Source organism: Streptomyces sp. NPDC127098 (assembly GCF_042722465.1).
Taxonomy (GTDB): domain Bacteria; phylum Actinomycetota; class Actinomycetes; order Streptomycetales; family Streptomycetaceae; genus Streptomyces; species Streptomyces millisiae.
The window spans coordinates 28,531-52,126 of record NZ_JBHXFJ010000047.1; the positions used below are offsets into that span (position 1 = coordinate 28,531).

A 23,596-nucleotide genomic window follows, 5' to 3' on the forward strand; every position below is an offset into this window, starting at 1 on the left:
AGGTCGAGGCGCCGCGGGCGGAGACCGCCACCGCCGGCGGGTGGCGTCAGGCGGCACCGGCGCGCCCCCTCGTCACCGTGACCCGACCACGTCGCAGGGTCAGCACCCGGTCGGACTCCGCGGCCAGCGCCTGGTTGTGCGTGACGACCACGACGCACCGGTTCTGCTCGTGGGCGAGCTCCTTGAAGATGGTGACGATGCCGGCCGCGGTCTCCTCGTCGAGACTGCCGGTCGGCTCGTCGGCGAAGAGGATGTCCACGTCACAGGCGAGGGCCCGCGCGATGGCGACGCGCTGCTGCTGGCCGCCGGAGAGCCGGAGCACCCCCCGGCGGGCCGTGTCGCGGTCGATGCCGACCCTCTCCAGCAGTTCGAGGGCGTGCCGCGACCGGCGGCCGCCTCCGGCGGGCCTGGCGCCGGTGATCTCCATGGCGGTGGTGACGTTCTGCACCGCCGTCATGTAGGTGAGCAGGTTGTACTGCTGGAAGATCGTCGCGGCGTGCCGGTTGCGGTAGCGGCCGAGGCCCAGTTCGCCGAGGTCACGCCCCTCGAAGCGGATGGTGCCCTCGGTCGGGCGGTCCAGGCCGCTGGCCAGGCTGAGCAGGGTGGTCTTTCCGCTGCCCGAGGGGCCGAGGATGGTGTGGAAGACGCCGCGTTCGAAGTCGAGGTCGACGTGTCGGAGGACGGGCGTTCCACGGCGCCGGCCCTGGTAGGTGTGGCTGACGCCGGAGAGCGTGAGCACGGGCGGGGTCGAGGGGGCGGTGCCCCGCTCTTCGGCCGAGGCGGTCATGGTCAGTTGCCCTTCGTGAGGATGGCGCGGGGGCTGAGCCGCAGCACGGCGGCCGCGGGGATCGCGGTGGCGAGCAGGCCGACGCCGAGCCCGACGCCGACCACGATGGAGAGGGCCGCGGGATCGAGCCGCACGGTGATCTCGTCGATCGGGTCCGCGTTCTCGACCGGCGCGTCGTCGGGGTCGATGCCCTCGCCGAGCCCGGTGGAGCCGGGAGACGGCGGCTGCCACGCGTCGATCTCCCGCTGGGCCGAGGCCGCCTCGTCCCGGAGCAGCGCGGTACCCGCCCGCTGCGTCAGGCTCTCGGCGACGGCCGAGACCACGACGACGGCCAGGGCCGCGACCACGAGGACCTCGACGGCCTGCTGGGCGACCAGCTTCCACTTCCGCTCGCCCATCGCGAGCAGCACGCCGAACTCGCGGCGGCGCTGGCGGACGGCGAGAACGGCGAGCAGGCCGAGGACGGCGGCGCCGGCGACGCCGACCAGCCACATCGCCGCTGTCGCGGCCCGGGCGATGGACTCCAGCGGGCCCGTCATCTGCTCCACGGCCCGGTCGTTGAGACCGAGCGCGAAGCCGTCGAGTTGGGCGCCCGCGGTCTCCCGGGCGAACGCCTCGAACTCCTCGAACACCTCCGGGCCCTGGAGCTGGAAGGTGGCGGCCCGGACGGTCGCCGGCCCGTCGCCCGGGTTGAGGCGGGCCAGCGCCGTGGCCGGGATGATCAGCCGATCAGCCGGCAGCTGCTGGAACTCGGTGTCCGGCTCGTCCGACGGGTCCTGGTAGATCCCCGCGACGGTGAACTCCGCCTGGTGGTCGCCCGCGGGGTCGTTCTCGGTCAGCGTGAGGGCGTCGCCGACCGCGAGCCCGTTCAGCTCCGCCAGCCGCTCCTCGACCAGCACCACGTCACGGTCCCCGTCGGCCGCGGTGATCGGCCGGCCGGAGAGCATCCGCCAGGTGCCGTCGCTGAAACCGGGCAGCAGCGCGGAGTCGAGGACGCCGTGGACCAGCGTGTAGGTGTCGGGCGCGTCGGGGTAGAGCGGAACCTCGCTGACGAGGGCGGCGCCGCCGAGCAGCCGAGTGCCGTTGAAGGAGGTGTAGTTGTACCGCTCCACCAGCGGGGACGCGCCGATCCGGTCCAGGGTCTCCACGCCGATGGCGGGCGCCTGGAGCGAGCCGCCGGAGGCCAGGGCCTCCGGGTCGAGCCCCAACTCGACCTCGGCGCCGACCCCGCGACGTGCCGCCTCGCCCGCGTCGGCGGTGGCGGAGGTGATCAGGACACCGCTGAGGACCATGGCGGAGATCGCCGCGAAGGTCCCGAAGGTGAGCAGGGTCCTGGCGGCGCGGGACCGCAGACTCAGCGCCGCGCGCTTGACGAAGTTCATGGCTGGTCGCCCCTGATCGTGATCGTTCTGGTCATGTCGGCGCTGCTCGTGTCGCTCTGGCTCATGGCGCTCCGGTCATTCGCTGTCGGTGAGGATGGAACGGGGGTGGAGGCGCAGGATCCCGAGGCCGGGGAAGACGGTGGACACCAGCGAGATGCCGAGCCCGATGCCGGCGACCCGGCCGAGGTCGGCCGCCGCCATCCGCACCTCGGCGGACCCCACGCCGTCGTCGTCGGACGGCAGGAGTCGTTCGCCGACCGTGGGCGCCAGGAGCAGGCCGAGCGGGGCCACCACGGCGAGCGCGACCAGCGCGACGGCCATGACCTCCACCGCGTGCTGGCCGACGAGCTTCCACCTCCGCTCGCCGAGCGACAGCAGCATCCCCATCTCGTGGCGCCGCTCCCTGATGGTCAGCGCCACGATCAGGCCGAGCGTCACGGCGCCGGCCACGGAGATCAGCCAGACCAGGGCACCGGCGAAGGCCCCGACCCGCTGGATCGGCCGCACCAGGTCCAGGTACGCCTTGTCGTTGACGTCGAACCGGAAACCGTCGGGGCCGAGCACCCGCGCCACCTCATCCCGCAGCGGCCGCGCCGCCTCGGGTGACTCGACCCGGAACACCGCCTCGCTGAGCCGGTCGCCGAAGCCGAGTTCGACGACCGCCGCGACCGGCGCGTACAGCTGGTTCGCGGGCAGGTCGCGGGGCGCCGTCCACTGCCCGGGAATCCCCCGCGGGCTCCGGTGGACACCGACGATCTCGAACGGGACGGTGTACTCGCCCTCGGCGGTGGCCAGTTCGACGGTGTCGCCGACCGCGAGCCCGTTCAGCTCCGCCAGCCGCTCCTCCACCATGACCACCCGGTGCCCCGCGTCCCGCTCGGTGAGGGCGCGCCCCGAGACCACCTGGGAACGGCCACTGGCGAAAGCGAGCAGCAGCCCGGAGTCCCGGACGCCGGCCAGCGCCAGCCCGTTGCGCTCCGGATCCGCCGCCGCCTCCGGTGGCTCGGGCAACTCCGAGGTGACGGGGGTGAGGCCGGGCGACGCGGTCACGCCCCGCAGGACCGGGTTGTACGCCACCACCGGCGGCGCCGCGCCCACCAGGTCGGCCGCGTCCGTCGTCAGCTCGTCGCCGCGCACCGTGACGGCCACGCCGATCCGGCGCTGGGCCTCCGCCTCCTGCCGCGCGGTCGCGCCCCGCAACAGGAGGCCGCCGAGGAGCAGGGCACAGATCACCAGGAGGATCCCCAGCAGCAGGACCGTCTTGCCCTTCCTGGCCAGCAGGCTCAGAGCAGCGCGTTTCACGAAGTTCACGGGCCGGAGCGAAGCAGGTCGCCGTTTACGGCGGCGTAAGGTCCGTCGCATCGGCATGAGCGGGCCGGCCCCCTCCTGGCGGGATGCTTATCCCGTCGTAACCGGCTGTCTGCTGCCATCGGACCCATGAGAGTCCTGGTCGCCGAGGATCACCCGGTACTGGCACGGAACATCGCGACCGGTCTGCGCCGGCAGTCCATGGCTGTCGACGTCGCCACCTCGGGGGACGAGGCCGAGCGGATGTGCCAACTCACCGAGTACGAGGTGGTGATCCTCGACCGGGACCTGCCCGTGCTGACGGGCGACGAGATCTGCCGACGGCTCGGCCGGCAGCCGGAGCGGCCACAGGTACTGCTGTTGACGGCGGCCGGCGAACTCCGGGACCGGGTCTACGGCCTGGAGCGGCTCGGCGCCGACGACTACTTGCCCAAGCCCTTCGACTTCGCCGAACTCGTCGCCCGCGTACGGACGTTGAGTCGCCGCGCGGCGCGGCCCGCGCCGGCCGTGCTGCGGCACGACGGCATCGTCCTCGACTCCGCGCGGCACCAGGTCACCGTCGACGGCAGGCCGACGGAGCTCACCCCCAAGGAGTTCGCCGTGCTGAGGACGCTGCTGGCGGCCGGCGGCGCGGCGGTGCCGCACCGGGACCTGGTCCGCGCCGTCTGGGACGAGCACCTCGACCCCCGCACCACCACGGTCCGCACCACCGTCAGCCGGCTGCGCGCCAAGCTCGGCGGCGGGGACGTCATCTCCACCGATACCGGCGAGGGTTACCGCCTGTGCGGCTGAGCCGACCGCGCCGACTCCGCCGGCCCACCTTCCGCGTCCGGCTCACCGCCGCGTTCACCGGCCTGTTCCTGCTGGCCGGCGTCACCCTGCTCGCCTTCGTGGTGCTGTTGGCCAGGCAGGGGACCGCCCGGCAGGTCCAGGGAATCGAGGTGGTCTCGCCCGATGACGAACCGGCCGCCCAGGACGCGGAGTTCGGCAGGGCGTTCCCCACCTCGGCCGAGCCAGTCCCCCCTTCGTCCCTCGCGCCACCCGCCGGGCCGGGCGACAGCATCGCCCTCCGGCTGGTGGAGGAGACCGTGCGCGTGGTGCAGGACACCGTCCTCCACCAGATGCTGCTCTGGTCCGGCATCGGGCTCGCGGTGCTCGCCCTGCTCGCCGGCACCATGGGCTGGTGGCTCGCCGGCCGGGCCCTGCGGCCCATCGCCGCCATGACCGACACCGCGCGCCGGATCAGCGAGCAACACCTGGACGAACGCCTCGCGCTCACCGGTCCCGACGACGAACTACACCGGCTCGCCGACACGTTCGACGGCATGCTCGACCGTCTCGAGCGGTCCTTCGACAGCCAGCGCCGCTTCGTCGCCAACGCCGCGCACGAGCTGCGCACCCCCCTCGCCGCCCAGCGCACCAGCCTCGAAGTGGGGCTCGCCGACCCACTCCCGGCCGAACTGACAGAGATACGCGAGGAGTTACTCACCACCAACCGGGACGCGGAGCGACTGATCGCCGCGCTGCTGCTGCTCGCCCGCAGCGACCTCGGACTCGATGTCGTCGACGAGTGCGACCTCGGGGCCCTCGCCCGCCAGACCGTCGGGGAACTGCGGCCGCTGGCCGAGGAGTCGCGGGTGTCGCTCGCGCTGACCGCCGACCGCCCGCCCTCGGTCCTCGGCGAGCCGGTGCTGCTGCGCCACCTGGTGACCAATCTGGTGGACAACGCCATCCGCTACAACCGGCCGGGCGGCACCGTGTCGATCCGACTCACCGGCCGCACCCTCACCGTCGTCAACACCGGAACCCCGATCGACCCGGACCAGGTGGACGGCCTCTTCGAACCGTTCCGCCGGCTCGGCCAGGACCGCACCGGCGCCACCGGGCATGGCCTCGGCCTGTCCATCGTCGCCTCGATCGCCCAGGCACACGCCGCCCTCGTCACCGCCCGCCCGGGACCGGACGGCGGGCTCACCGTCTCGGTCACCTTCCCGGCGCCCCGGCGGTAGGTTCCGAGCCGTGTCGACGACGGCTTCGTCATGGCGAACGCTCGTCGTCGACCGCCGCTGGAGCCATGACGACGCCGAGCGCCTCCTCGCCCGCCAGGCCCTCAGCATGCTCCAGGCCCCCGCCACGGCGTGGACACCCGAGGCACGACCCCGCGGATGAGGCCCGAACCGCCAAGCCAGTGCGACACGTTCAGCGCCACGGCCAGAGCTCGGCGATCCTCACCACCGCACGCTGCTCGTCCCCAGCCCCCTGCCAGCGACCTCCCCGAGCGGGCCAGAGCCGTTCGTTTTACAGTCCCTCATGGGCGGCCGGTGCTGTTCTTCGATGCCGAGGACGGCGCCGAGTGTGGTGGTTGCCTGGTGCTGGAGGCGGAGTCGGACGTGTGCGTAGACGCTGGCGGTGACGCCTCTGTGGGCATGCCCGAGGAGCTCCTTGACTGGCCTGCCGTTGTTCGCCCGCTGCGGACCGTTCTTCGCTCTGACGTTCGCTGTGGCTCTTCAGCGTCTGAACGCACACGGTGCGGAGGGCGATGCCGCGTTCGGAGGCGCGGGTCACGAAACTCAGGGCCCCGCCCCGGGCGCATGCCCGCCGGTGACGAGGACCCGTTCCTGGGCCACGGGTCGTTCCTCTCGCGGTGAACGACTGCGATGTGCCAGCCGGGAACAACGTTTCGCACGCCGACGCCTGCGAACCAGGTTCCCCGCGACACTGGTAGTGGCAGGGAGTACGCAGGTTCGGCCGCCCTCTGCCTACCGTGGGTGGCATGAACCCCGAACCGAACATTCTCGGTGAGTACCTCCGGGCTCGCCGCGAGCTGGTCACTCCCGAGCAGGTCGGGATTCCCGTGACCGGAACCCGCCGCGTCCCGGGACTGCGCCGCGAGGAAGTCGCGATGCTGGCCGGGATCAGCGCGGAGTACTACCTGCGCCTGGAACAAGGCCGCGACCGCAACCCATCGGCCCAGGTGCTGGAGTCGATCGCGCGTGTCCTCGGGATGGAGGACGACTCGTACCTGCTCAGCCTCGCGGTGGCCCGACCGCGCCGGAAGCGACGGAGATCTCGGCGGGAGACCATTCCGGCGAGCACCGCACGGCTCGTCGCGGAACTGCCGTTCCCCGCGTTCGTCGAGGGCCGCTGCCTGGACGTGCTCGTGGCCAACCCGCTCGCCGCGGCGATCTCGCCACGGCTCAAGGCCGGCGGGAACCGACTCCGCGACGTCTTCCTCGACCCCGCGGAACAAGCTCTCTTCGCGGATTGGAAAGGCGCCGCGGCCGGACTGCTCGCCGGGTTCCGCCACTCGGTCGGGGGTGAGACCGACGATCCGCGGGTCATCGAACTCGTCGGCGAACTCACCCTGGTCAGCCCGGAGTTCCGCCGCCTGTGGGCTCGCCACGACGTCGGCCCCCGCGCCGGGGCGACCGTCACGTTCCACCACCCACAGGTCGGGACCCTCCAGCTCGACCGCGAGAAACTCGCCGTCAGCGGCACCGAGGGCGCGATGCTCGTCGTCTACCACCCCGCACCACAGACGGACAGCGGTGAGAAGCTTGCCCTCCTCGCCTCCATGACAGCGACGATGGCGACCACGGACAGCGACACCCCTGCGCCCATCAGGACCCAACCATAGGGATCGTGATCGTCGGCCACCTCCACGCCGCCCGCGACAGCGGCGCTGGTGCTCGCCCGAGCACCAGCGCCGCACCGATGCCGGCGCGGTCGTGATCCGCGGAGTCGGCCGTCCCACGTCTCCGCGCCACTTCGCGGGACGCCATCCCCCTTCACCGGTGGCAACTGCGAAGACGTCACCCGGCTCATCCCACTTGCCGCAGGCCATGCCGCCAGTGCGGGGCAATGAGGACGTCCTCGTCGGTGCGGCCACAGAGGAGGACGACGTCGCTCGCCTGCGTGAGCGCCCACACGTGGAGGGTGTGGCCGGTCTGGGCAATGGCGGTGGCCATCGGCAGATCTTGATCACCGAGACCGATGAACCCGACCGCCCGTGCGGCTGCGTCCGGCTGCGGGAGGCCGCGGGTCACCACGGGAGGATCTCGCCGTCTTCGACGAGCGTGCCGGTCGGGCCCTCAGCGGGGAGCAGGACCCGCTCGACGGCACCACGGGCGCTGTCGGTGACCGGATGGCCGCCGGGCATCGCGGCTTTGGAGTCGGTGTTCGTGTACCCGGGCTCGACGGCGTTGAACTTGATCGTGCGTTCGGCCATTGAGTACCGCAGGCTGAGCATCGCCACCGCGACCTTCGAGGTGCCGTAGATCCCAGAGGCGAACTGCGACTGCGTCTTGTCCGGTTTGGTGACGACACCGAACGATCCGAGGCTGGAGGCCGGGTTCACCACCCCGGGGTTGTCGGAGTTGCGCGGGAGTGGGAGGGCGGCCTGGGTGCGGACAACGCCGCGCGTGTGGGTGTTGAACACGTCGAACCAGTCGTCACCGAGCGGCTCGTGCGGGGGGATGACGGCGTTGTCGACGAGGACGTCGGGCCCGCCCGCCGCCTCGATCGTCGCCATGGCGGCGGCGATCGAGTGGTCGGCAGTCACGTCGATCTGGACCCACTTCACTCCGATCACGTCCGCGGCGTCCTGGCCGCGCTGGGCGTCGCGGGCACCGATCCACACGGGATGGACGAGGTCGGTGAGCCGGCGGGCGGTCTCGAAGCCGATGCCCTTGTCGGCGCCAGTGATGAGCACGATGGTCATCATGGTTCTCTTGAAATGCTGGTTACCTGGGTGTGCGTGGTGGGGGTTAGTTGGCCAGACCGCGGTTGACCATGCTGCGGCCGGCAGCGACGATCGCTTCGCGGGCGGGCCTGGGGGTGATGCCGAGGACGGTGCGGGACTTGTCGACGGAGACCCGCTTGACGTAGCCGAGGTCGGCTGCGACGGACTTGAATTCGTCCCGGAACAGCGCGGTCAGCCGCACGACGAAGTTCGGGATCGATCGGGTCGGGACCTTCGTGGCCTTCTCGCCGAGCTCTTGCTTGAGGATCGCGCCGATCTCCTTCATCGCGATCGCCGGCTCGCCGGTGCCGATGAGGAAACGCTCACCGGCCGCACCGGGGGCTGTCATGGCCTCGATGTGCGCCGCAGCGACATCACGGACATCCACGATCGGGACGAACATGTTCGGGTAGCCCGGCATCTGTCCATTGAGGCTGTGCTGAACGATGTGGTTCGCGCCGGAGACGTCCTCGCCCATGACGGGGCCCATGACGGCGACGGGCAGGATCGTCGTCAACTCCAGCTTGTTCCCTTGCCGCGCGATGAAGTCCCATGCGGCTTTCTCGGCGAGGATCTTGCTGCGCCCGTACACGTCGACCCCCGGGCCGTTCAGCGGCGACCAGTCCTCCTCGGTGAAGACATGATCGATGTGCCCGTGCCCGAACCCGACGGCGTGGAACGCCGAAGTCAGCACCACACGCCGCACGCCGGCGTTGCGCGCAGCGCGCAGCACGCGCAGCGCACCATCTCGCGCGGGAGCGATGACCTCATCTTCGTCCCTGACCTTCCCGGCGTGAATCGGGGAAGCAAGGTGGATAACGTAATCCGCTCCGGTGACCGCCTCCGCCCACCCGGCGTCCTTCATCAGGTCTGCCGCGACGAAGGACAGCGCCTGGTCGCGGGTGACCCCGGCATCCCGCAGCACAGATCGGACGGCGTCCTCCTTACGCAGGGAACGAAGAGTGGACCGCACCGTGTGCCCCTGATCCAACAGCTGAGTGATGACGTGCCCGGCGATGAAACCGGACCCGCCGGTGACCAGAACGTGCGACATGAGAACCTCTTTCCGCAACGTGAACCTCAAGCGCCGACACGACTCTCGCCACCCTGCGGGCAGCTACCCAGACCCCTGCTGACACTGGTAGTGGCAGGGCATACCCCGCGGCCCGGGTGCGCGGTCACCGTGGACGACATGACCGAAGAGCCGAACACCCGGGGCAGACACACCTCGGGGCCGGGCGTGAGCTTGTCACCCCCGACCAGGTCGGCGTCCCCGTCCTCGGCCTCCGGCGGATGCCCGGGTTGCGGCGCGAAGAGGTCGCGATGCTCTCCGGCATCAGCGCCGAGCCGGGGACCTGCGGCGGCGGATGCGGGCCTACGTGGGTGGCTCGCGGGGGCCGGTGGCTCGAATGACATCCGCCGGGAGGTCGAGCAACACCGCCTTCGCACCGGGCAGTTACCCGTCGCACGAGATCGACGAACTACAGCGAACGCTGCGATCCATGACTGAGGGGTCAGATCTGGTTCGCGCCACCGTCGACGTAGAAGTTCGCGCCGGTGATGTAGCTGCTCTGTTGCGAGGCCAGGAAAGCCACGACTGCGGCGGCCTCCTCGGGCGTGCCCATGCGGCCGCGGGGCACGGTTGTGGCGACATGCTCCTTGATGGCCTGGAAGGTCTCCTCGTCACCGAAGGTGGTGGTGATCCCGGGAGTCTCGATCCATGCCGGAGAGACCACGTTGACCCGGATGCCGCGGCCCTTGAGTTCGACGGACCACGTCCGTGCGAAGGACCGGACGGCCGCCTTCGACGCCGCGTACGCGCCGAACGCCTCCATTCCGCGGTCAGCGGCCGTCGAACCGACCAGGACGATCGACGCTCCCTCTTTGAGCAGCGGCAACGCCTTCTGTACGGTGAACAGCGTGCCTCGGGTATTGACCGCGAAAGTCTGGTCGAAATGATCCTGGGTGGTTTGTTCCAGCGTCACGAACGAGCCGATCGCCGCGTTCGCCACGAGCACGTCCAGATTCCGGCCTCGTGCCCGAACGGTGTCGTAGAGCCGGTCTAGCTCCTCCGCCTTTCCGATGTCGCTGACGACTGCGGTGGTCCGGTCAGTTCCGATGATTTTGACGGCGGCCTCCAGTTGGTCCTGGCGTCGCCCGGTGATGAATACGTACGCCCCCTCGTCCGCCAGTCGTAAGGCGGTGGCCATACCGATACCGGAACTGCCTCCGGTGACGACGGCCGTCTTGCCTTCCAGCTGCCCCATGGGGATCTCCGTAACTGAGCCTTTTCCAACCTGGCCGTCAGTTCCACTGACCATGTCCGGCAGACTGGTGCGCTCAGCCCTCAGTAGGCCGCCGACCAGCACAGACATGAGGTTGAAAAGGATCACTCTCTCGATGCCGTTTCGTTCAACATCAATACTGAGAGAGAGTAAGAACATCTTCCATAACAAAGAGTCCGCAGTACTTTACGTATCGTCCAGGGGGCGTCGTGGGCGCTCGGTTTCCTGGATGCCGTGGCTGACGCAATCGGCCTGCTCCGGTCCCGGGGGCCCTGCCTTCCCTGCGCGTACCGCCAGGAGATCACCCGACCAGGAACTCCGTTCGATCCACACGTTCCATGATCGGTTGAGACGCAGCTTCCGGATGAAAGCCAGAGGAGGCGCTTGCAGCACGCCGTGCACCGTGGCGGAACTCCCGCGGCGAGACGCCTACGACACGGCGAAACGCCGTACTGAACGCGCTCTCCGACTCATATCCGGTCGCGAAGGCCAGTTCTGAGATGGAACGCGTGTCACGGCGAAGCGCGTCACGGGCGAGGCTCATCCTCCACTGGATCAGATATTCCAGGGGCGCGACGCCGACCTCTTTCTTGAACTTGGCTGCAAAAGCGGATCGAGAAAGATGGCTGATGGCCGCGAGCTCACGAAGGGTCCAGCGATGGGCGACGTCGGCATGCATGGCGCGCAGCGCCGCTCCGATTCCGTCATCGTTGAGTGCTCCCAGCCATCCGGCGGGCTGGTCGGTTTGCGCGACGTGTGCCCTGAGCACCTGAACGAACATGATCTGTGCGAGATGGTCCAGGACCAGGGACCGTCCTACAGCTCTGCTCTCGACCTCGAGCCCCAACAGTTCGGTTACGTAGGCGACTTGGCGAATCAGGGGATTCGTCGCTGGCAAGTGCACAAGCGAGGGAAGGATCTCCAGCAGAAGTGGAGCATTGGCCTCGTCGAACCACAGAGACGCCATGCACACGTAGTTGGTCTCGTCGGCCTCGGCGCCAAGCCGTGCGACGCCTTGCGAGGCACTCTCAAACAATTCTCGACCGGGTCGGGGCATCGCGGTCAGCGAACTGGCGAGAGAGTGGGGCCCGGGAGACTTCAGGAGGTAGAAATCGCCCTCCTTCAGGTACAGCGGCTCACGTCCTTCCACTACCAGCCAGCACGCGCCGCGAACCGCGCACCCGATCTTGACAAAGTCGAAGGCGTCGAACTGCACCGCCCAAGGCGCTGCGGCATGAAGGCCGGGGTGGGCCTCGGTCCGAGGTCGCAAGAGGCCGATCGTGTCGGCCACGGGATCGGAGGGCGCCACGGTCGGCGCGCTGGACGATCGGTGAAGAACTTTGGACGACATGTTATGGATCGTAACATCGGGCTGGGTGAAGCTGGTGTGACCAGCAAGGTGCTGGATCACCACCAAGCGAGGAACCATGTCAGACACTGACCTGCGCGCCTTCTACACGCGCTACATCGAGACCCTCAATGCTCACGACTTCGCCAGCATTCGTGAGTTCCTCAGCGACGACCTCACATACTTCGGCGACGCCGTTACGGCAGATCTGATCGTTTCGGCGCTCACTGATCTTGGGAACACGGTTCCGGACCTGCACTGGGAGATTCAGGAGCTTTCCGTGAATGGCGACCACCTGGCTGCACGCCTGCTGAATACCGGCACGCCCGCCAAGGAGTGGCTGGGTGTGGCGCCCTCCGGCGCCTCATTCGAAATCGTTGAGTTCGCCGTCTACCACATCCGTGACGGCCGGTTCACGCACATGACGAACGTCCACGACGCGGAGGCCTTGCGCCGGCAGCTGGCCGCGTGAGACAGGACCGCACATGAGGAAAATGGCGGTCCAACTCCGTAGCAACAGCCGTTGTCAGCCAGGGCCGGTTCGCCGGTGATGCCGGTGGGCAGTGGAGAAGGCGTTCGCCCGCTGCCAGAAGCGGCGGTTTCCTTGCGCTCGTCGGTGAGGATCTCGCTGTAGGCCAGGCGGGAGTGGTCGTCGACGGCGGAGTGGATGAACGAGCCCGATCACCGGCCGGCAGCTGCGGCGTCGGTCGGTGCCGGCGGCGGGCTTGTTGTCTATCGCCCGCCGCCGCACCAGCCCGGGCCCCATCGGTGGGTGGAGAGCAGACCGTCACCCTGTGGCAAGGCTCCGCGACTACGCACCCGCGGGGAAATCCGCGACGACGTCCGCCACCCCTTCCACGAGGCTCGTCAGGGTGAGATCGCGGGCCGCGACCTCATCAAGTGAACGGCCCAGCGTCACGGGGCCGCGACATGTTCCTGATAGGCGGTGCTGCCATCGGTGAGCGCGGTGAGCAACCCGTGTACGGCGAGGATGCCGTCCTCCACCGCCTGCTGCACGGCTCCGGGAACCTGCGCCTGGTAGTGACGCGCCTTCGCCTCCCCCGCCGCGAGCAGCGGCAGCATCGCCGTGAGAGGTGAGTCCGGGATGCCCAACGCGGCAGCGTCCTTGCCGTGATAACGACCGGCCAGAGCATTCAGAAGGTCCCGCCAGTCTGACGCGGCCATCGGCGACTCCGGTACCACCGCGAGGGCCGCCGTCGCAGCGTCGAACAGGGCCCCGACCAGAGCGCGGCTGTTCTCGTCCGGCGGAGCCGTGATCGAGTCCAGCAGGTCGAGCAGCTCACCGGCTCGTGCGTGATCCTCGATGTCGAGGAAGAACTGCTCGTCGAGGCCCAGCAGATGGCCCACGTACCACCAGTAGCGGTACATGCGGGACTGCTCCTCGGGAGTGAGCCTGTAGCCGACACCCTCCAGGAAGGTGAACGGCACCACGGTGAAGTCGAGCCAGGTGCGCGCGACATCGGCCTGGTTGATCGGCACTCCCCACCGATCGGCGTCCCAGCCGTGCGACATGGCCGAGGCGCGCACGCGTGCGTGCAGTAGCCGGACCTGAACGGTCTGCACGTAGCCGGGCGCACCGTGCCGTAGGCCGCCGGGAAGGATCGTGGAAGCGTTCCACAGCCCGGTCTCGGCGAGCCTGCGCGAAGCCGTCGAGGTCAATCGGCCCGTGCCCACGAGCAGTCGCGCGATGGCCGGGGAACTGTAGGTGTGCGCCAGGGAGCCACCGGAGAAGGCCAGGTTGCGCCAGTGCGGTGGCACGGCGAGCGAGGTCCGGTCCCCGTCGTCCAGCAACTCCGACGCGACCCAGTGAGGCACGGTCTCGACGTGGACGAGCAACGCGTCGACAGCCGGCGGAGCATCTGGCACACTCGCCCGGCCTTCGATGAGGCCGCGCTGGAGCGCGCTACGGGCGGACCGACCGAACTCGTCGAACTCGACGATCACGGCGTCAGCGAGCGGGTCCCCCACCTGCCGCATGTGCGACATGACGTCGGCACGATCGCCGTTCCTGCCTCGGGCTGGGGTAATGCGTTCAGGAACCAGTGCATCATTGTTCGAAGGGGTCACGATGCCATTCAAGCCACCTCCCAGACGTGTAGCCACGGCCTGTCAATCCCCCGTAGCCGCGGAGCCACCGGCCGTCGCGGGCCTCACGGCTACTGGTCGGGGCCAGGGTTCGGCCACGCCGAGTCCGATCGGTCAGCTCGCCATGCGCGGCACTCACAGACTGGCCGTACCGATCCCGTGGCCGGCGCTGCGGGCCGACCAGCCGGGCAGACGTCGTCGGCCTGTATCACCATCCGCCTCAGAAGGCGGTGGTGCTGTGTGGGACGAGAAAAGCCAGATCCAGGCGCCGGACCGGTCCCAACCGGTGCTGCAGGGCATGCCCGAGCGGCGTACCCATGACCATGTGCGCCACGGCATCGCCAGTCTGTTCTCCGCTTCAACATCGCCGACGACACCGACATCAGCGAGCTCCACCGCCGCCACCGGGCCATTGAGTTCAAGAAGTTCCGGGTCACGACCATGGCCGATACCAGTGATACGGACCTGCCGGACAACTGGGGCCGATGGGGAGCGGACGACGAACTCGGCGCCCTCAACCTCGCCCGAGACGGCCGACGAATTTCCGGCGCATCACACTAGCGAATGCCGCCCCAGGCGTGACGCTCGTCGGGGGCGGGATCGTCGACCACACGAATCTTCTCCCCAATGAGAGCGGTGGTGCGGCGGGTTATGTCATAGGGCTCCCAGCCGGGCGTGCCCTTCCGTGCGAAGGACACCCACGCCTCGTGTGCTGTGGCGGCTGTCGTCGGCGAGGGTTGGTCTCCGATGAGGGCCCGTACGCTGTCGTGGTTCTCCGTCCGGAAGACGAACGGCACCTCCGTCGCGTGGCACGAGCCGAAGCCGTGGTTGTCGGCGGGCTCCAGATGGTCGAAGCGGTACACCCAGGTGGGCCCGGCGTCCCCGGCGATGCGGGCTTCGCAGTACTGGAGGGCCGGAAGAGCGTAGGACCAGTCGGTGCCGATCGCCGCGAGCAGGTCGCCGGGGGTCGCGCCGGGGCGCGCGGCGCGGTAGATCGCCACCCCTTCCGGCCCGAGCCCGTAGCCCGCCGCCCCGGCGAGCAGCGTGGATTCCTCCACCGCGTCCAGCATGTTCATGGCCACGAGGCCCAAGCGATTCTCGTCGCGGTTCCAGCCTGTCAGCAGCGGAACCGGGGCTCCGGCCCCGGCGCGGGCGGCGTCCAGCGGGTGGGCCGGCAGGACGGTGCCGTCGACCACCGGCGCGAACGGCAGCCCTCTCAGGCCCAGGCTTCCCCACGTGTCGGGGGCGGTCCCGAGCTGGACCTCCGTAACCGCCTCGGAGGCGGCATGCCTGAGCCGGTCTTGCGGAACGGCTGCGATGGCGTCCCTGGTGGCCGGCACTTCGAGTGCTTCGGCCAGCAGGCGGCCGACCGCCAGCCCCTGCTCGGCGGTGAGCGTGTTGGCGGCGGCGCCGGACTGCGTGATGGCGCGGGCGAACAACCCGGCCGCTGACGGCATCGCCAGCAGGGTGGCCACGCTCATCGCACCGGCCGACTCCCCCGCGACCGTCACGTTCCCGGGATCACCGCCGAAGGCGGCGATGTTGTCCCGCACCCATTCCAGCGCGGCCACCTGGTCCCGCAGGCCGAGGTTGGCCAGGCCGTCGTCGAGGAAGAGGAAACCCTCCGCGGTGAGCCGGTAGTTGATCGTCACGCAGACCACGCCGCTACGCGCGAAGGCCGACCCGTCGTACGCCGCCACGGAATTGGAGCCGTTGGCGAACGAGCCGCCGTGGATCCACACCAGCACCGGAAGGCCGCTTGCCTTGGGGTCGGGCGTCCATACGTTGAGGTTGAGGCACTCCTCCCCCTCGATCTCCACTTCGGGGAAGAGCCGCCGGAAGGGAGGCGGGTAGTCCCCCTTCGGCACTGTCGGCCCCATGCGATCCGCGTCGCGGACGCCCTGCCACGGAACCACCGGCCGCGGGGGCCGCATCCTGTTCGCCCCGAAAGGTGGCGCGGCGTACGGGACTCCCAGGAAGGAGACGGTGCCCTCGCGCGAACGGCCTTCCACGGTGCCGCCCTCCACAGTCACCCTGGGGCCGTGCACGTCTTTCGGCATCAGGAACTCCTGCGCAACGTGGGGATCAGGTGTTGATCGACGAGATGAGACGGCCGGAGCTGATGACGGCCCGGCGGCGCCGCGGATCGATCAGGTGGGAGATGTCCGCGAGCGGGTCGGCGTCCAGGAGCAGAGCGTCGGCAACGGCGCCCACCGTCACGGTGCCCACGACTTCCCGCTTCCCGATCTTCTCCGCGGCGCGACCGGTGGCCGTGGTGATGATCTCGGACAGGGGCAGTCCGGCCTTGGCGAACAGTTGCAACTCACGCAGCAGGGCGCTGCCAGGCGTGGGCACGCCTATCGCGATGTCGCTTCCGGCGACGAGCCTGACCCCGGCCTCGTGGAGGAGGGGCAGCGTGCGCATGGCGTAGTCGAACCGGGTCTGTGATTCGTCGGCCGGGTGGTGGGGGAACGGCATGCCCCAGGTGGGCCGAGCCGCGATCGCGACCGCGTCCTCCGCCGAGGAGATGCCGTCAGCGACGAGTTCGTCCAGGTAGGCGGGGTCCCCGCTGCGGCCCAGCTGCTCCCAGGTGACAAGCGTTGGGCAGTAGAGCGTTCCCGTCTCGGCCAGCAGCGCGGCGATCTGCTCCGCTTCGCTCGCGTCGGTGGGATCCTCCGGAATGAAGGAGTGCTCGATGCAGTCGGCTCCGGCCGCAACCGCCTCCCGCAGGTCCGTGCCTGTCGCCACATGGACCAGTACCTTCTTGCCCGCGCCCTGCGCGGTCTGGATGATCGCCTCGAGCGCGGCCAGGGGAATCCGCTCGCCGCCTCCGGGCCTTCCGTCAAAGATGCACTTGACGAAGTCGACCTGATCGAGCAGTTTCTCGACCTGCCGATATGCCTCGTTCACATCGCCCACTTCGACGGCCATGGAACGCTCGCCGTGGAACGACAGGGGCCAGCCCTGGACACCGGTGAAGACCGGTCCGGCGAAGAACAGCGATGCCGCGGTGCCGCCGGCCCGGCCGGCCTCGCGGAGCGTGCGGCCCTGCGTGACCGAGCCCCCGAGATCGCACACCGACGTGATGCCGGAGTCCAGATAGCCGGCCAGGGTCCTCTGGACGTGCGGCAGCCGCTCGGCTTCCGGCAGGGACATGTCGACCGCTGTCAGGTGAGTGTGGCTCTCCCACAGACCTGGCAGCAGGTAGCCGCCGCGTCCGTCCAGAACCACTTCGCCGTCGTCGCCGCTCGGCGCCCTGGCGGTGTCCGCGCCGGAGGGACGGATGTCCTCGAATCGCCCGTCGGCGATGCGGACGTCCATGGCGGGCAGGCCAGCACCGCCGGTGCCGTCGATGACGGTCACGTTCTTGATGATCACGTTCGGTTCCCTTCGATGGTGTTCATCGAGGACTGTGCTCGTTGGTGGGATGACAGAGGTCAGGTGAGCCGTGGGAGGAGGCACAGCGCGTTGCCGTGTTCGACGGCGTCGAGATCGGTGCCGGTGAGGTGGGCGATGCCGCGCTCGCCATGACCGGGGTTCGCGACCAGGCTCCCACCTGCGAAGTTGCGCCCGGGCACACCCGAACGGGCCCCTCCCACATCGTTCTCTTCGTTCACCAAGTGCCTCCTGGCTGATGGCAAGTTCGGGCAGGGGAGGGCCAGCGCCGCGACCGTCCGGGTGGCCGCCGGGTCAAGCGCTGCTCCAAGGCTGGCCGTCGGGAGCAGGATCATCCAGGCTCTGTCGATCCCAGGCTGAGATCGCGCTGAAGGGGCTGGAGCGGGCGCCGACCCAGGTCCGCGGCATGACGCGGGGTCGGCCTCATGTGACACAGCACGCGTCGGGACGGCAGAAACGGTCCAGTACAGGCCGGTAACGACAGAGGACAGCGCATGACGATCGACCGGGCCGGGCTGGCCGGCATCAGCGCCGACTACTGCCTGTGTCTGGAGCGCGGCCGGGACCGACGCCTGTCCCGGCAGGTTCTCGAGTCCCTCGCCGGCGTCCCGCGCCTTGATGACGCCACCGGGTCCCATCTGTTCAGCCTGGCCGCCGACCGTCCTCGCCGGGCCCGGCGTCGGCGACGGGAGACGGTTCGGCGTGGGGGCTCACCAGCATGCCGCAGCACGCTCACGCGGACCTCGCCCTCGCGGTGGCTGCCCGGCTACCTTCCTTCGGCGCCCAGCTGGCGCAAGAGACCGCGGTTGTCGGTGCGTACCCACTCCTCGATGAGGCGCCCCCGGTCGTCGAAGCGGAATATGTTGATCAGGTCGAACACGATGCGTTTACCGTTGGGCGGCAGCGGGCCAGCCGGTGACTGCGTGAACTCGCGGGCGAAGGTGCCTTCGATCCATGTCTGGCAGGCGAGGTGGTCACCATCGGCCACCACGATGCCGCGCCGGATCGTTCGGTCGACGAAAGCCTCGCGCACGGAGCCGAAGTAGGCGGTGAGCCCGGCGAAATCGGACTCGAAGCCGTCCGGCCCGTGGAAGCGGAACTTCTCCGTGTCGAAGTACGTCGCGGCCTCGGCCGGATCCTCGCCCGACACCTCCAGTTCACCCGCCCGGATCAGGCGTGCCACCAGTTCATTTCGAGTGAATCGCTGTGTCATGTCGCCAGCCTGCCCCCGTCCAGCCATGCAGTCCAACGATGATTCGGCACCATTTCCATGAGGAACACGCATGTTAGCCTCGCGGCCATGGTCGAGTTCACCCTTGCGGGTCTCCGCGTCGTCCACCAGGTCGCCGCCGCGGGATCGTTCACTCGGGCCGCCGAGATGCTCGGCTACACGCAGTCAGCCATCTCCCGCCAGGTCGCTGCCATGGAGGCAGCAGCCGGAGCGCCGATCTTCGACCGCAGACGACGAGGTGTCGCTCTCACCCCGGCAGGCCAGGTGCTCGTCCGGCGCGCGACGGAAATCCTCGCTGACATGGCGGCGACCGAGCTGGAACTCGCCGGCTTGCGCGACCGGCTGGCGGGCCGCCTCACGATCGGCGCCTACCCCACTGCGGCCATGGCGTTGGTCCCGCGAGCGATGGCACAGGTGACTTCTGGCCATCCGGGTCTCGCCGTGGTTCTGGAGGAGGCCTCGACGCCCGCCCTGCTCCGGCGGCTCCGGACGGGCCGGCTGGACGTGGCGGTGATCGGGGTCGGCCACGGCCTGCCGGATTACGACCTGAGCGATCTCAGACAGACCACAGTGCTCCAAGGTGACCTTCTGGTGGCCCTTCCGGACACGCACCGGTTCGCGGGCCACGCTGGCATCACCGTGCTGGACCTCGCCCAGGAGCACTGGATCGCCGGAGACGGGACGGCGGGCGAGCCGCAGTTCGGAGCCTGGCCCACCCTGTCGGACCCTCACATCGCCCACACCGCACGCAGCTGGTCGACACGCCTGGGCCTGGTCGCGGCCGGCCTGGGCATCACGGTCATCCCCGACCTGGCCCTACCAGCCCTGCCGAAGGGGGTACGAGCCGTGGCCGTCACCGACAGCTCCTGGCCCGGACGCGCTACCGTCGCCGTGACCCGGCCGTGCCCTTCCGCCCAGGATCAGGCGATGGTGACAGCCCTGCGGAATCAGGCCGCCTGTCTCCACAACGCCTGACTCCGGGCAGGAACCGCCGGAAGGTTCGCAGTGACCTGAGTCGGAGATTCTCAGGTAGTTCGACGCGGCGGGCAACGCCGCCGTGGCCCGAGCCATCGTGCGGGAGCGGCACGAGCAGGTCAGGACTGCGGCCACACCCAGCCGGTGCAGCGCTCGGCGGTGCAACGAGGTGCCGCGTTCCGCCGGCCGGCCCCTGGACGGGCCCCTACGTGCCGAGATGGAGGCCAGGCTCGGCGCGTACTTCTCCGACGTCCGGGTGCACGCCGACAGCGCCGCCCAGCGCTCGGTCGCCGAGGTGTAGGCGGCGTCGCTGTCTCCGCGCCGGGATCGGCCGGCTAACTACACTGGGGAAGATCCGACAGGAGGAGGGGCGCGCATGGCCGATTCACGAGGGCGCTCGAGGACCGTTTTCGGTGCGTATCTTCGACGTCTTCGGGAAGCGACCGATCCCGAGTCCCTCGGATTGCCCCGGGGGCAACGACGTGTCAGCGGTCTACGGCGTGAAGAGGTGGCTACCTTCGCGGGGGTGAGCGTTGACTACTACACCCGGCTCGAGCAGGGACGCGAGGAGAACCCGTCGCAACAGATGTTGGATTCGCTGTGCCGCGTGCTCCAGTTGAACGAGGACCAGCGTGTCCATTTCCACCGGTTGGCCGGAACGGATCCGGCGCCGCGACCCGCACCCTTGACCACCGACGTGCCCCGCGAGATCCGCCTGCTGTTGGAACGGTGGTCGATGAATCCCGCATTCGTCTACAACGACGCACAGGACATTATCGCGGTCAACTGCCTTGGCCAGGCGCTGTACCAGGGCTTCTCGAGCATGGCCAACTTCGCGCAGATGATGTTCGTGGACCCGCACGCGAAGTCCTTTTACGTCGATTGGGATCTCGTCGCGCTCGACACGGTCGGTGCGCTTCGGCAGGCCTGGGGCAAACCATCAGTGCGGCCTGGCGTCCAGGAGGTTGTCGACCGCCTCACCGCGGCCGACGCCGATTTCGCACAGATGTGGAGCGGGCACGCCGTCATCGGCAAGCACCGCAGGACCAAGAGACTTCTCCATCCCTCGGTCGGCGAGATGACGCTCGAATATCACGACTTCACGATGCCTGACACGGGTGACCTGCACCTGCTCGTCTGCGACGCCGAGCCGGGGAGCAGAACCGAGGAGTCGCTGCGACTGCTCGGAACGGGTCTCGACGGCGAAGGATGGCGCGGCCGGCGGTACGTACCGCCGGCCGCTGCGGAGTGACTCCTGGCTCAGAGAGCTACACGCTCCACGATCTCGTAGTACGCGTGGAGGTCGAGCCACTCGATACCGGTCACGACCTTCCCGTCCTTCATGGTCAGGATGTAGAGATAGCCGTTGTTGTACGGCTGCCCGTCACGAGCACGCCCGGTGCTGTCGATTCGAACGATGACATCGTCCCCGTCTGCCCAGATTCCCCTGGGTATGATCGCCAAAGGCCCGTCCAGTCGATCGAACAGCGCCTTCTCCGCGTTCTCGTGGAGGTCCTTGAGGCCGCTGTATTCGCCGGCGACGGGGCCGTGGCCCGCGATGGTCCAGGTCGTGGATTCGGTGAAGATCTCCTTGAAGAAGATGGTGAAGTCCTCCGCGCCGGCGGCGAGGGCGCCCTTCACGATCTCCAGGTTCGATTCCTCCACGGGGGAGTACGGCATTCGTGGCTCCAACTCGTAGCAATTGTTCTGCGCGGGATCCCCGTGCGTAGGGCGGCGGAACCCGCGTAAGTAATCTAGGCGCCGGGCGCCGGGGAAGAGGAGGCCGTGCTGTCCATGGGTGCGGCGCACCCCCGCCCGGACGTCGTGTCCGTACCCGTTCGGGCCCGTGGGTGATCGGCGGCGCATAATAAAGCCGTGTCCTACGTGGTGAGTCGACGGAGGCGTTTGCAGCAGGACAGCCAGGACATCGTGCGCTCGACCACCCACCGGTGACGGCCCAGTCGCTGGCTGGACTCCGCTCCCTTGCGGGCGACACGGACGTCGATGCGCCTGCCACGAAGCCGTCTACGCAGGCCAGGACGGTCATCCGCCTTGCCGGCGTGCACCTTGCCGGACCGGTGGTGCCGGCCGCGTTCGGGGTCGTGTCTCGGTTGGAGACCAGCGAACAGCGGTTTCAGGCCCTCGCTGTCGTGGACGTTGCCACCTGAGACAGCGACGACAGGCAACCCGGTGCGACGGACAAGATGTGCATCTTGGAACCGGGCTTACCCCGGTCCACCAGATCGGGAGCCGGCGGTGCGCGGTGGACTTCGACATCCCGGAACAGGGCGGCAGACGCCGCCAAGCGCACCCACTGGTCAGCACGTAGACGATGGCCGCGAACTCCCATGCCCAAGCGACGGCCGACGCACCACGTGGGACACGGTCTCAAAGGCGGATCGTCAGGCCCTGACTAACGCGGTCCACTTCCGCGACAGTTGAACCGACGACCTGACTTCTAGGAACCCATGTCACGCACACCCATCGACATCACCATCCCCGACCTGTCGGGAAGGCTCGCCGCCGTATCGAAACCTGGGCCGCACCGGCATCGAGGTCAGCCTGTTTGTGCTCGGCGCGATGATGTTCGCCACTCAGACGGGCAATGACCCGGACGAGTCGGTCCGGGTCATCCACAGAGCGTTGGAACGCGGCGGTCAACCGGGCAAAGCTGTCGGTGCCCCACCTCGCCATGGCGTTCGCGTTCGCGTTCGCGCACCCCGGATTCACGCGTGCTGCCCGATCGGCGAGCGGTTGATCGCGTGAAACCGAGCGCTACCAGATACCAGCCGTGCCCGCGAGCAGGGATGGCGGCGGTGGACCATCCGCCCTTGCCTTGCGCTGTGAGCACATCACGACGAAAGGGGCCACCGACATGGCCGATACCAGTGAGACGGACCTGCCGGACAACTGGGGCCGATGGGGAGCGGACGACGAACTCGGCACCCTCAACCTGATTACCGACCAGGTACGCGCCAGGGCCGCCGCAGAGGCGCGGACCGGCCAGTGGGTCTCACTGGCACAGCCGATCACGCCGAGCGCGATGTTCTTCAGCCCGTTCTCGCCCGAGACGGTCGACGCATCGCCGGTGCAGCAGATGGTGTCCCACACCGGTGGACCAGTGGCAGCCGATCTGTCGGTGGTCCACAACCACCACTGGAAGTCGACGCACCTCGACGCGCTCGCACACTGGTCGACCGACGGCCAGGTCTATCCGGGCCGGCCGAGGGAGCAGGTCGTCACCCCCGTCGGGATCACGCACGCATCGACGGCTGCATTCGCCGCCGGGATAGTGACACGTGGGGTCCTGCTCGATCTGGCCGTCGAAGGACCCCTTCCCCCCGGCTATGCGGTGACGTCACACGACTTCGAACAGGCCGAGAAGCGGCAGGGAGTCCAGGTGGGCTCCGGGGACGCACTGGTGGTCCGACTCGGCTGGACGGGACGCGCGCCTCACGACACACCGAGCCCGGGAATCAGCATGGACGCGGTGCGGTGGATGCACCGCCGAGGGGTTGCCATCGTCGCCCCGGACAGGGGTGACGCGCATCCTCCCCTGAACCCGGACGAGCCCTCCCCGCTGCACGGGGTAGCGCTCGGCCGGATGGCGATGCCTCTGATCGACGTGCCCCAATTGGATGACCTCGCGGCGCTGTGCGCGCGGCTGAAGCGCTACAGCTTCCTGCTCACCGTCGCCCCGCCCCGCATCCACGACCTGACCGGCGTACCAGTCAACCCCATCGCGATGTTCTGACCGAACGATCATCAGCGCCCTTGGAGATCCTCGGGCACTCCCGCCGTGCGGCCGGGGCGAGTCTCGACGGCCTCCCTCCAACAGGTCGTGGCGACATCGCAGTATCGGCACCCGGTACAACGAGACCCCCCGACAGCTCCCTGTGCGCGCCTCGGTGATCACCTTGCCGAACCACCAACTGATCACGTCTCGATACGCATCAGCGGTCCGTTATGGAACGACATCGGTCACCGGTTCTGACACAGCTTGTCTCTCACCCTGCCCCGGCACGCTTTCGAGCCCC

At 69.1% G+C, this 23,596-nt stretch carries 22 protein-coding genes and 3 pseudogenes; 9 read left to right on the forward strand and 16 right to left on the reverse strand.

Annotated features, from left to right (window positions below; all coding sequences use genetic code 11):
- Positions 1–46: 46 nt before the first annotated feature.
- From ACFWI8_RS25475 to ACFWI8_RS25485, 3 genes are all read right to left on the reverse strand, one after another.
- Positions 47–787 (reverse strand): ABC transporter ATP-binding protein, encoded by a 741-nt coding sequence (locus ACFWI8_RS25475; protein WP_387095733.1) that lies wholly within the window; start codon positions 785–787, stop codon positions 47–49.
- A gap of 2 nt (positions 788–789) precedes the next feature.
- The gene (locus tag ACFWI8_RS25480; protein ID WP_387095736.1) at positions 790–2,169 is read right to left on the reverse strand and encodes an ABC transporter permease; all 1,380 of its coding nucleotides are present in this window, start codon (positions 2,167–2,169) and stop codon (positions 790–792) included.
- A gap of 75 nt (positions 2,170–2,244) precedes the next feature.
- Positions 2,245–3,480, reverse strand: coding sequence for an ABC transporter permease (locus tag ACFWI8_RS25485; protein ID WP_387095739.1), 1,236 nt, complete (start codon positions 3,478–3,480; stop codon positions 2,245–2,247).
- A 126-nt stretch (positions 3,481–3,606) separates the two neighbouring features.
- On the opposite strand from ACFWI8_RS25485, the gene ACFWI8_RS25490 reads away from it, so the two are divergent.
- Together ACFWI8_RS25490 and ACFWI8_RS25495 are read left to right on the forward strand one after the other, a co-directional pair.
- A complete protein-coding gene (locus ACFWI8_RS25490; RefSeq protein ID WP_387095741.1) occupies positions 3,607–4,269 on the forward strand; it encodes a response regulator transcription factor in 663 nt (220 codons plus the stop codon).
- Positions 4,260–5,486: a sensor histidine kinase gene (locus tag ACFWI8_RS25495; protein ID WP_387095744.1), complete on the forward strand. Its 1,227-nt coding sequence runs from the start codon at positions 4,260–4,262 to the stop codon at positions 5,484–5,486. The genes ACFWI8_RS25490 and ACFWI8_RS25495 overlap by 10 nt, the downstream gene beginning before the upstream one ends.
- Before the next feature lie 219 nt (positions 5,487–5,705).
- Here ACFWI8_RS25495 and ACFWI8_RS25500 read toward each other — a convergent pair.
- Positions 5,706–6,039: pseudogene (locus tag ACFWI8_RS25500) on the reverse strand (hypothetical protein); the annotation flags it as partial.
- Between the two features lie 211 nt (positions 6,040–6,250).
- Here ACFWI8_RS25500 and ACFWI8_RS25505 point away from each other — a divergent pair.
- Positions 6,251–7,114, forward strand: coding sequence for a helix-turn-helix domain-containing protein (locus ACFWI8_RS25505; protein ID WP_387095747.1), 864 nt, complete (start codon positions 6,251–6,253; stop codon positions 7,112–7,114).
- A 184-nt stretch (positions 7,115–7,298) separates the two neighbouring features.
- Here the strand turns inward: ACFWI8_RS25505 and ACFWI8_RS25510 are convergent, their stop codons facing one another.
- The 5 genes from ACFWI8_RS25510 to ACFWI8_RS25530 all read right to left on the reverse strand — a co-directional run bounded on the left by ACFWI8_RS25510 (position 7,299) and on the right by ACFWI8_RS25530 (position 11,917).
- Positions 7,299–7,523, reverse strand: coding sequence for a hypothetical protein (locus tag ACFWI8_RS25510; protein WP_387095750.1), 225 nt, complete (start codon positions 7,521–7,523; stop codon positions 7,299–7,301).
- Positions 7,520–8,197, reverse strand: coding sequence for an SDR family NAD(P)-dependent oxidoreductase (locus ACFWI8_RS25515; RefSeq protein WP_387095753.1), 678 nt, complete (start codon positions 8,195–8,197; stop codon positions 7,520–7,522). The genes ACFWI8_RS25510 and ACFWI8_RS25515 overlap by 4 nt, the downstream gene beginning before the upstream one ends.
- 46 nt (positions 8,198–8,243) lie before the next feature.
- Positions 8,244–9,272: an SDR family oxidoreductase gene (locus tag ACFWI8_RS25520; protein ID WP_387095755.1), complete on the reverse strand. Its 1,029-nt coding sequence runs from the start codon at positions 9,270–9,272 to the stop codon at positions 8,244–8,246.
- A gap of 460 nt (positions 9,273–9,732) precedes the next feature.
- A complete protein-coding gene (locus tag ACFWI8_RS25525; protein WP_387095758.1) occupies positions 9,733–10,485 on the reverse strand; it encodes an SDR family NAD(P)-dependent oxidoreductase in 753 nt (250 codons plus the stop codon).
- 319 nt (positions 10,486–10,804) lie between these two features.
- Positions 10,805–11,917, reverse strand: coding sequence for an AraC family transcriptional regulator (locus tag ACFWI8_RS25530; protein WP_387095825.1), 1,113 nt, complete (start codon positions 11,915–11,917; stop codon positions 10,805–10,807).
- 13 nt (positions 11,918–11,930) lie between these two features.
- Between ACFWI8_RS25530 and ACFWI8_RS25535 the strand changes: the two genes are divergently transcribed.
- A complete protein-coding gene (locus tag ACFWI8_RS25535; RefSeq protein WP_387095761.1) occupies positions 11,931–12,323 on the forward strand; it encodes an ester cyclase in 393 nt (130 codons plus the stop codon).
- A 443-nt stretch (positions 12,324–12,766) separates the two neighbouring features.
- On the opposite strand, the gene ACFWI8_RS25540 is transcribed toward ACFWI8_RS25535, so the two are convergent.
- Entirely contained in the window at positions 12,767–13,951 is a 1,185-nt protein-coding gene (locus ACFWI8_RS25540) for an oxygenase MpaB family protein (protein ID WP_387095764.1), read from the reverse strand.
- Between the two features lie 197 nt (positions 13,952–14,148).
- Between ACFWI8_RS25540 and ACFWI8_RS25545 the strand changes: the two are divergent.
- Positions 14,149–14,386 (forward strand): annotated as a pseudogene (locus ACFWI8_RS25545) (IS630 family transposase); the annotation flags it as partial.
- A gap of 128 nt (positions 14,387–14,514) precedes the next feature.
- Here ACFWI8_RS25545 and ACFWI8_RS25550 read toward each other — a convergent pair.
- From ACFWI8_RS25550 to ACFWI8_RS25565, 4 genes are all read right to left on the reverse strand, one after another.
- Positions 14,515–16,017 (reverse strand): carboxylesterase/lipase family protein, encoded by a 1,503-nt coding sequence (locus ACFWI8_RS25550; protein ID WP_387095767.1) that lies wholly within the window; start codon positions 16,015–16,017, stop codon positions 14,515–14,517.
- A 25-nt stretch (positions 16,018–16,042) separates the two neighbouring features.
- Positions 16,043–17,335 carry an amidohydrolase family protein gene (locus ACFWI8_RS25555; RefSeq protein ID WP_387095770.1) on the reverse strand — a complete coding sequence of 431 codons (1,293 nt, stop codon included), beginning with the start codon at positions 17,333–17,335 and terminating at the stop codon, positions 16,043–16,045.
- 59 nt (positions 17,336–17,394) lie between these two features.
- Entirely contained in the window at positions 17,395–17,574 is a 180-nt protein-coding gene (locus ACFWI8_RS25560; RefSeq protein ID WP_387095773.1) for a hypothetical protein, read from the reverse strand.
- A 545-nt stretch (positions 17,575–18,119) separates the two neighbouring features.
- Complete coding sequence (locus ACFWI8_RS25565; RefSeq protein ID WP_387095776.1) at positions 18,120–18,566, reverse strand: ester cyclase; 447 nt, start codon at positions 18,564–18,566, stop codon at positions 18,120–18,122.
- A gap of 87 nt (positions 18,567–18,653) precedes the next feature.
- On the opposite strand from ACFWI8_RS25565, the gene ACFWI8_RS25570 reads away from it, so the two are divergent.
- The 3 genes from ACFWI8_RS25570 to ACFWI8_RS25580 all read left to right on the forward strand — a co-directional run bounded on the left by ACFWI8_RS25570 (position 18,654) and on the right by ACFWI8_RS25580 (position 20,811).
- The gene (locus tag ACFWI8_RS25570; protein WP_387095779.1) at positions 18,654–19,559 is read left to right on the forward strand and encodes a LysR family transcriptional regulator; all 906 of its coding nucleotides are present in this window, start codon (positions 18,654–18,656) and stop codon (positions 19,557–19,559) included.
- Positions 19,560–19,728: 169 nt separating this feature from the next.
- Positions 19,729–19,860, forward strand: a complete 132-nt coding sequence (locus ACFWI8_RS25575; protein WP_387095782.1) for a DUF4157 domain-containing protein — start codon at positions 19,729–19,731, stop codon at positions 19,858–19,860.
- A gap of 75 nt (positions 19,861–19,935) precedes the next feature.
- Positions 19,936–20,811, forward strand: coding sequence for a helix-turn-helix transcriptional regulator (locus ACFWI8_RS25580; protein ID WP_387095785.1), 876 nt, complete (start codon positions 19,936–19,938; stop codon positions 20,809–20,811).
- An 8-nt stretch (positions 20,812–20,819) separates the two neighbouring features.
- On the opposite strand, the gene ACFWI8_RS25585 is transcribed toward ACFWI8_RS25580, so the two are convergent.
- Both ACFWI8_RS25585 and ACFWI8_RS25590 read right to left on the reverse strand, forming a co-directional pair.
- Positions 20,820–21,239, reverse strand: coding sequence for a nuclear transport factor 2 family protein (locus ACFWI8_RS25585; protein ID WP_387095788.1), 420 nt, complete (start codon positions 21,237–21,239; stop codon positions 20,820–20,822).
- A gap of 218 nt (positions 21,240–21,457) precedes the next feature.
- Positions 21,458–21,902 (reverse strand): annotated as a pseudogene (locus tag ACFWI8_RS25590) (transposase); the annotation flags it as partial.
- Between the two features lie 532 nt (positions 21,903–22,434).
- Between ACFWI8_RS25590 and ACFWI8_RS25595 the strand changes: the two are divergent.
- Positions 22,435–23,313: a cyclase family protein gene (locus tag ACFWI8_RS25595; protein ID WP_387095791.1), complete on the forward strand. Its 879-nt coding sequence runs from the start codon at positions 22,435–22,437 to the stop codon at positions 23,311–23,313.
- Positions 23,314–23,596 lie beyond the last annotated feature (283 nt).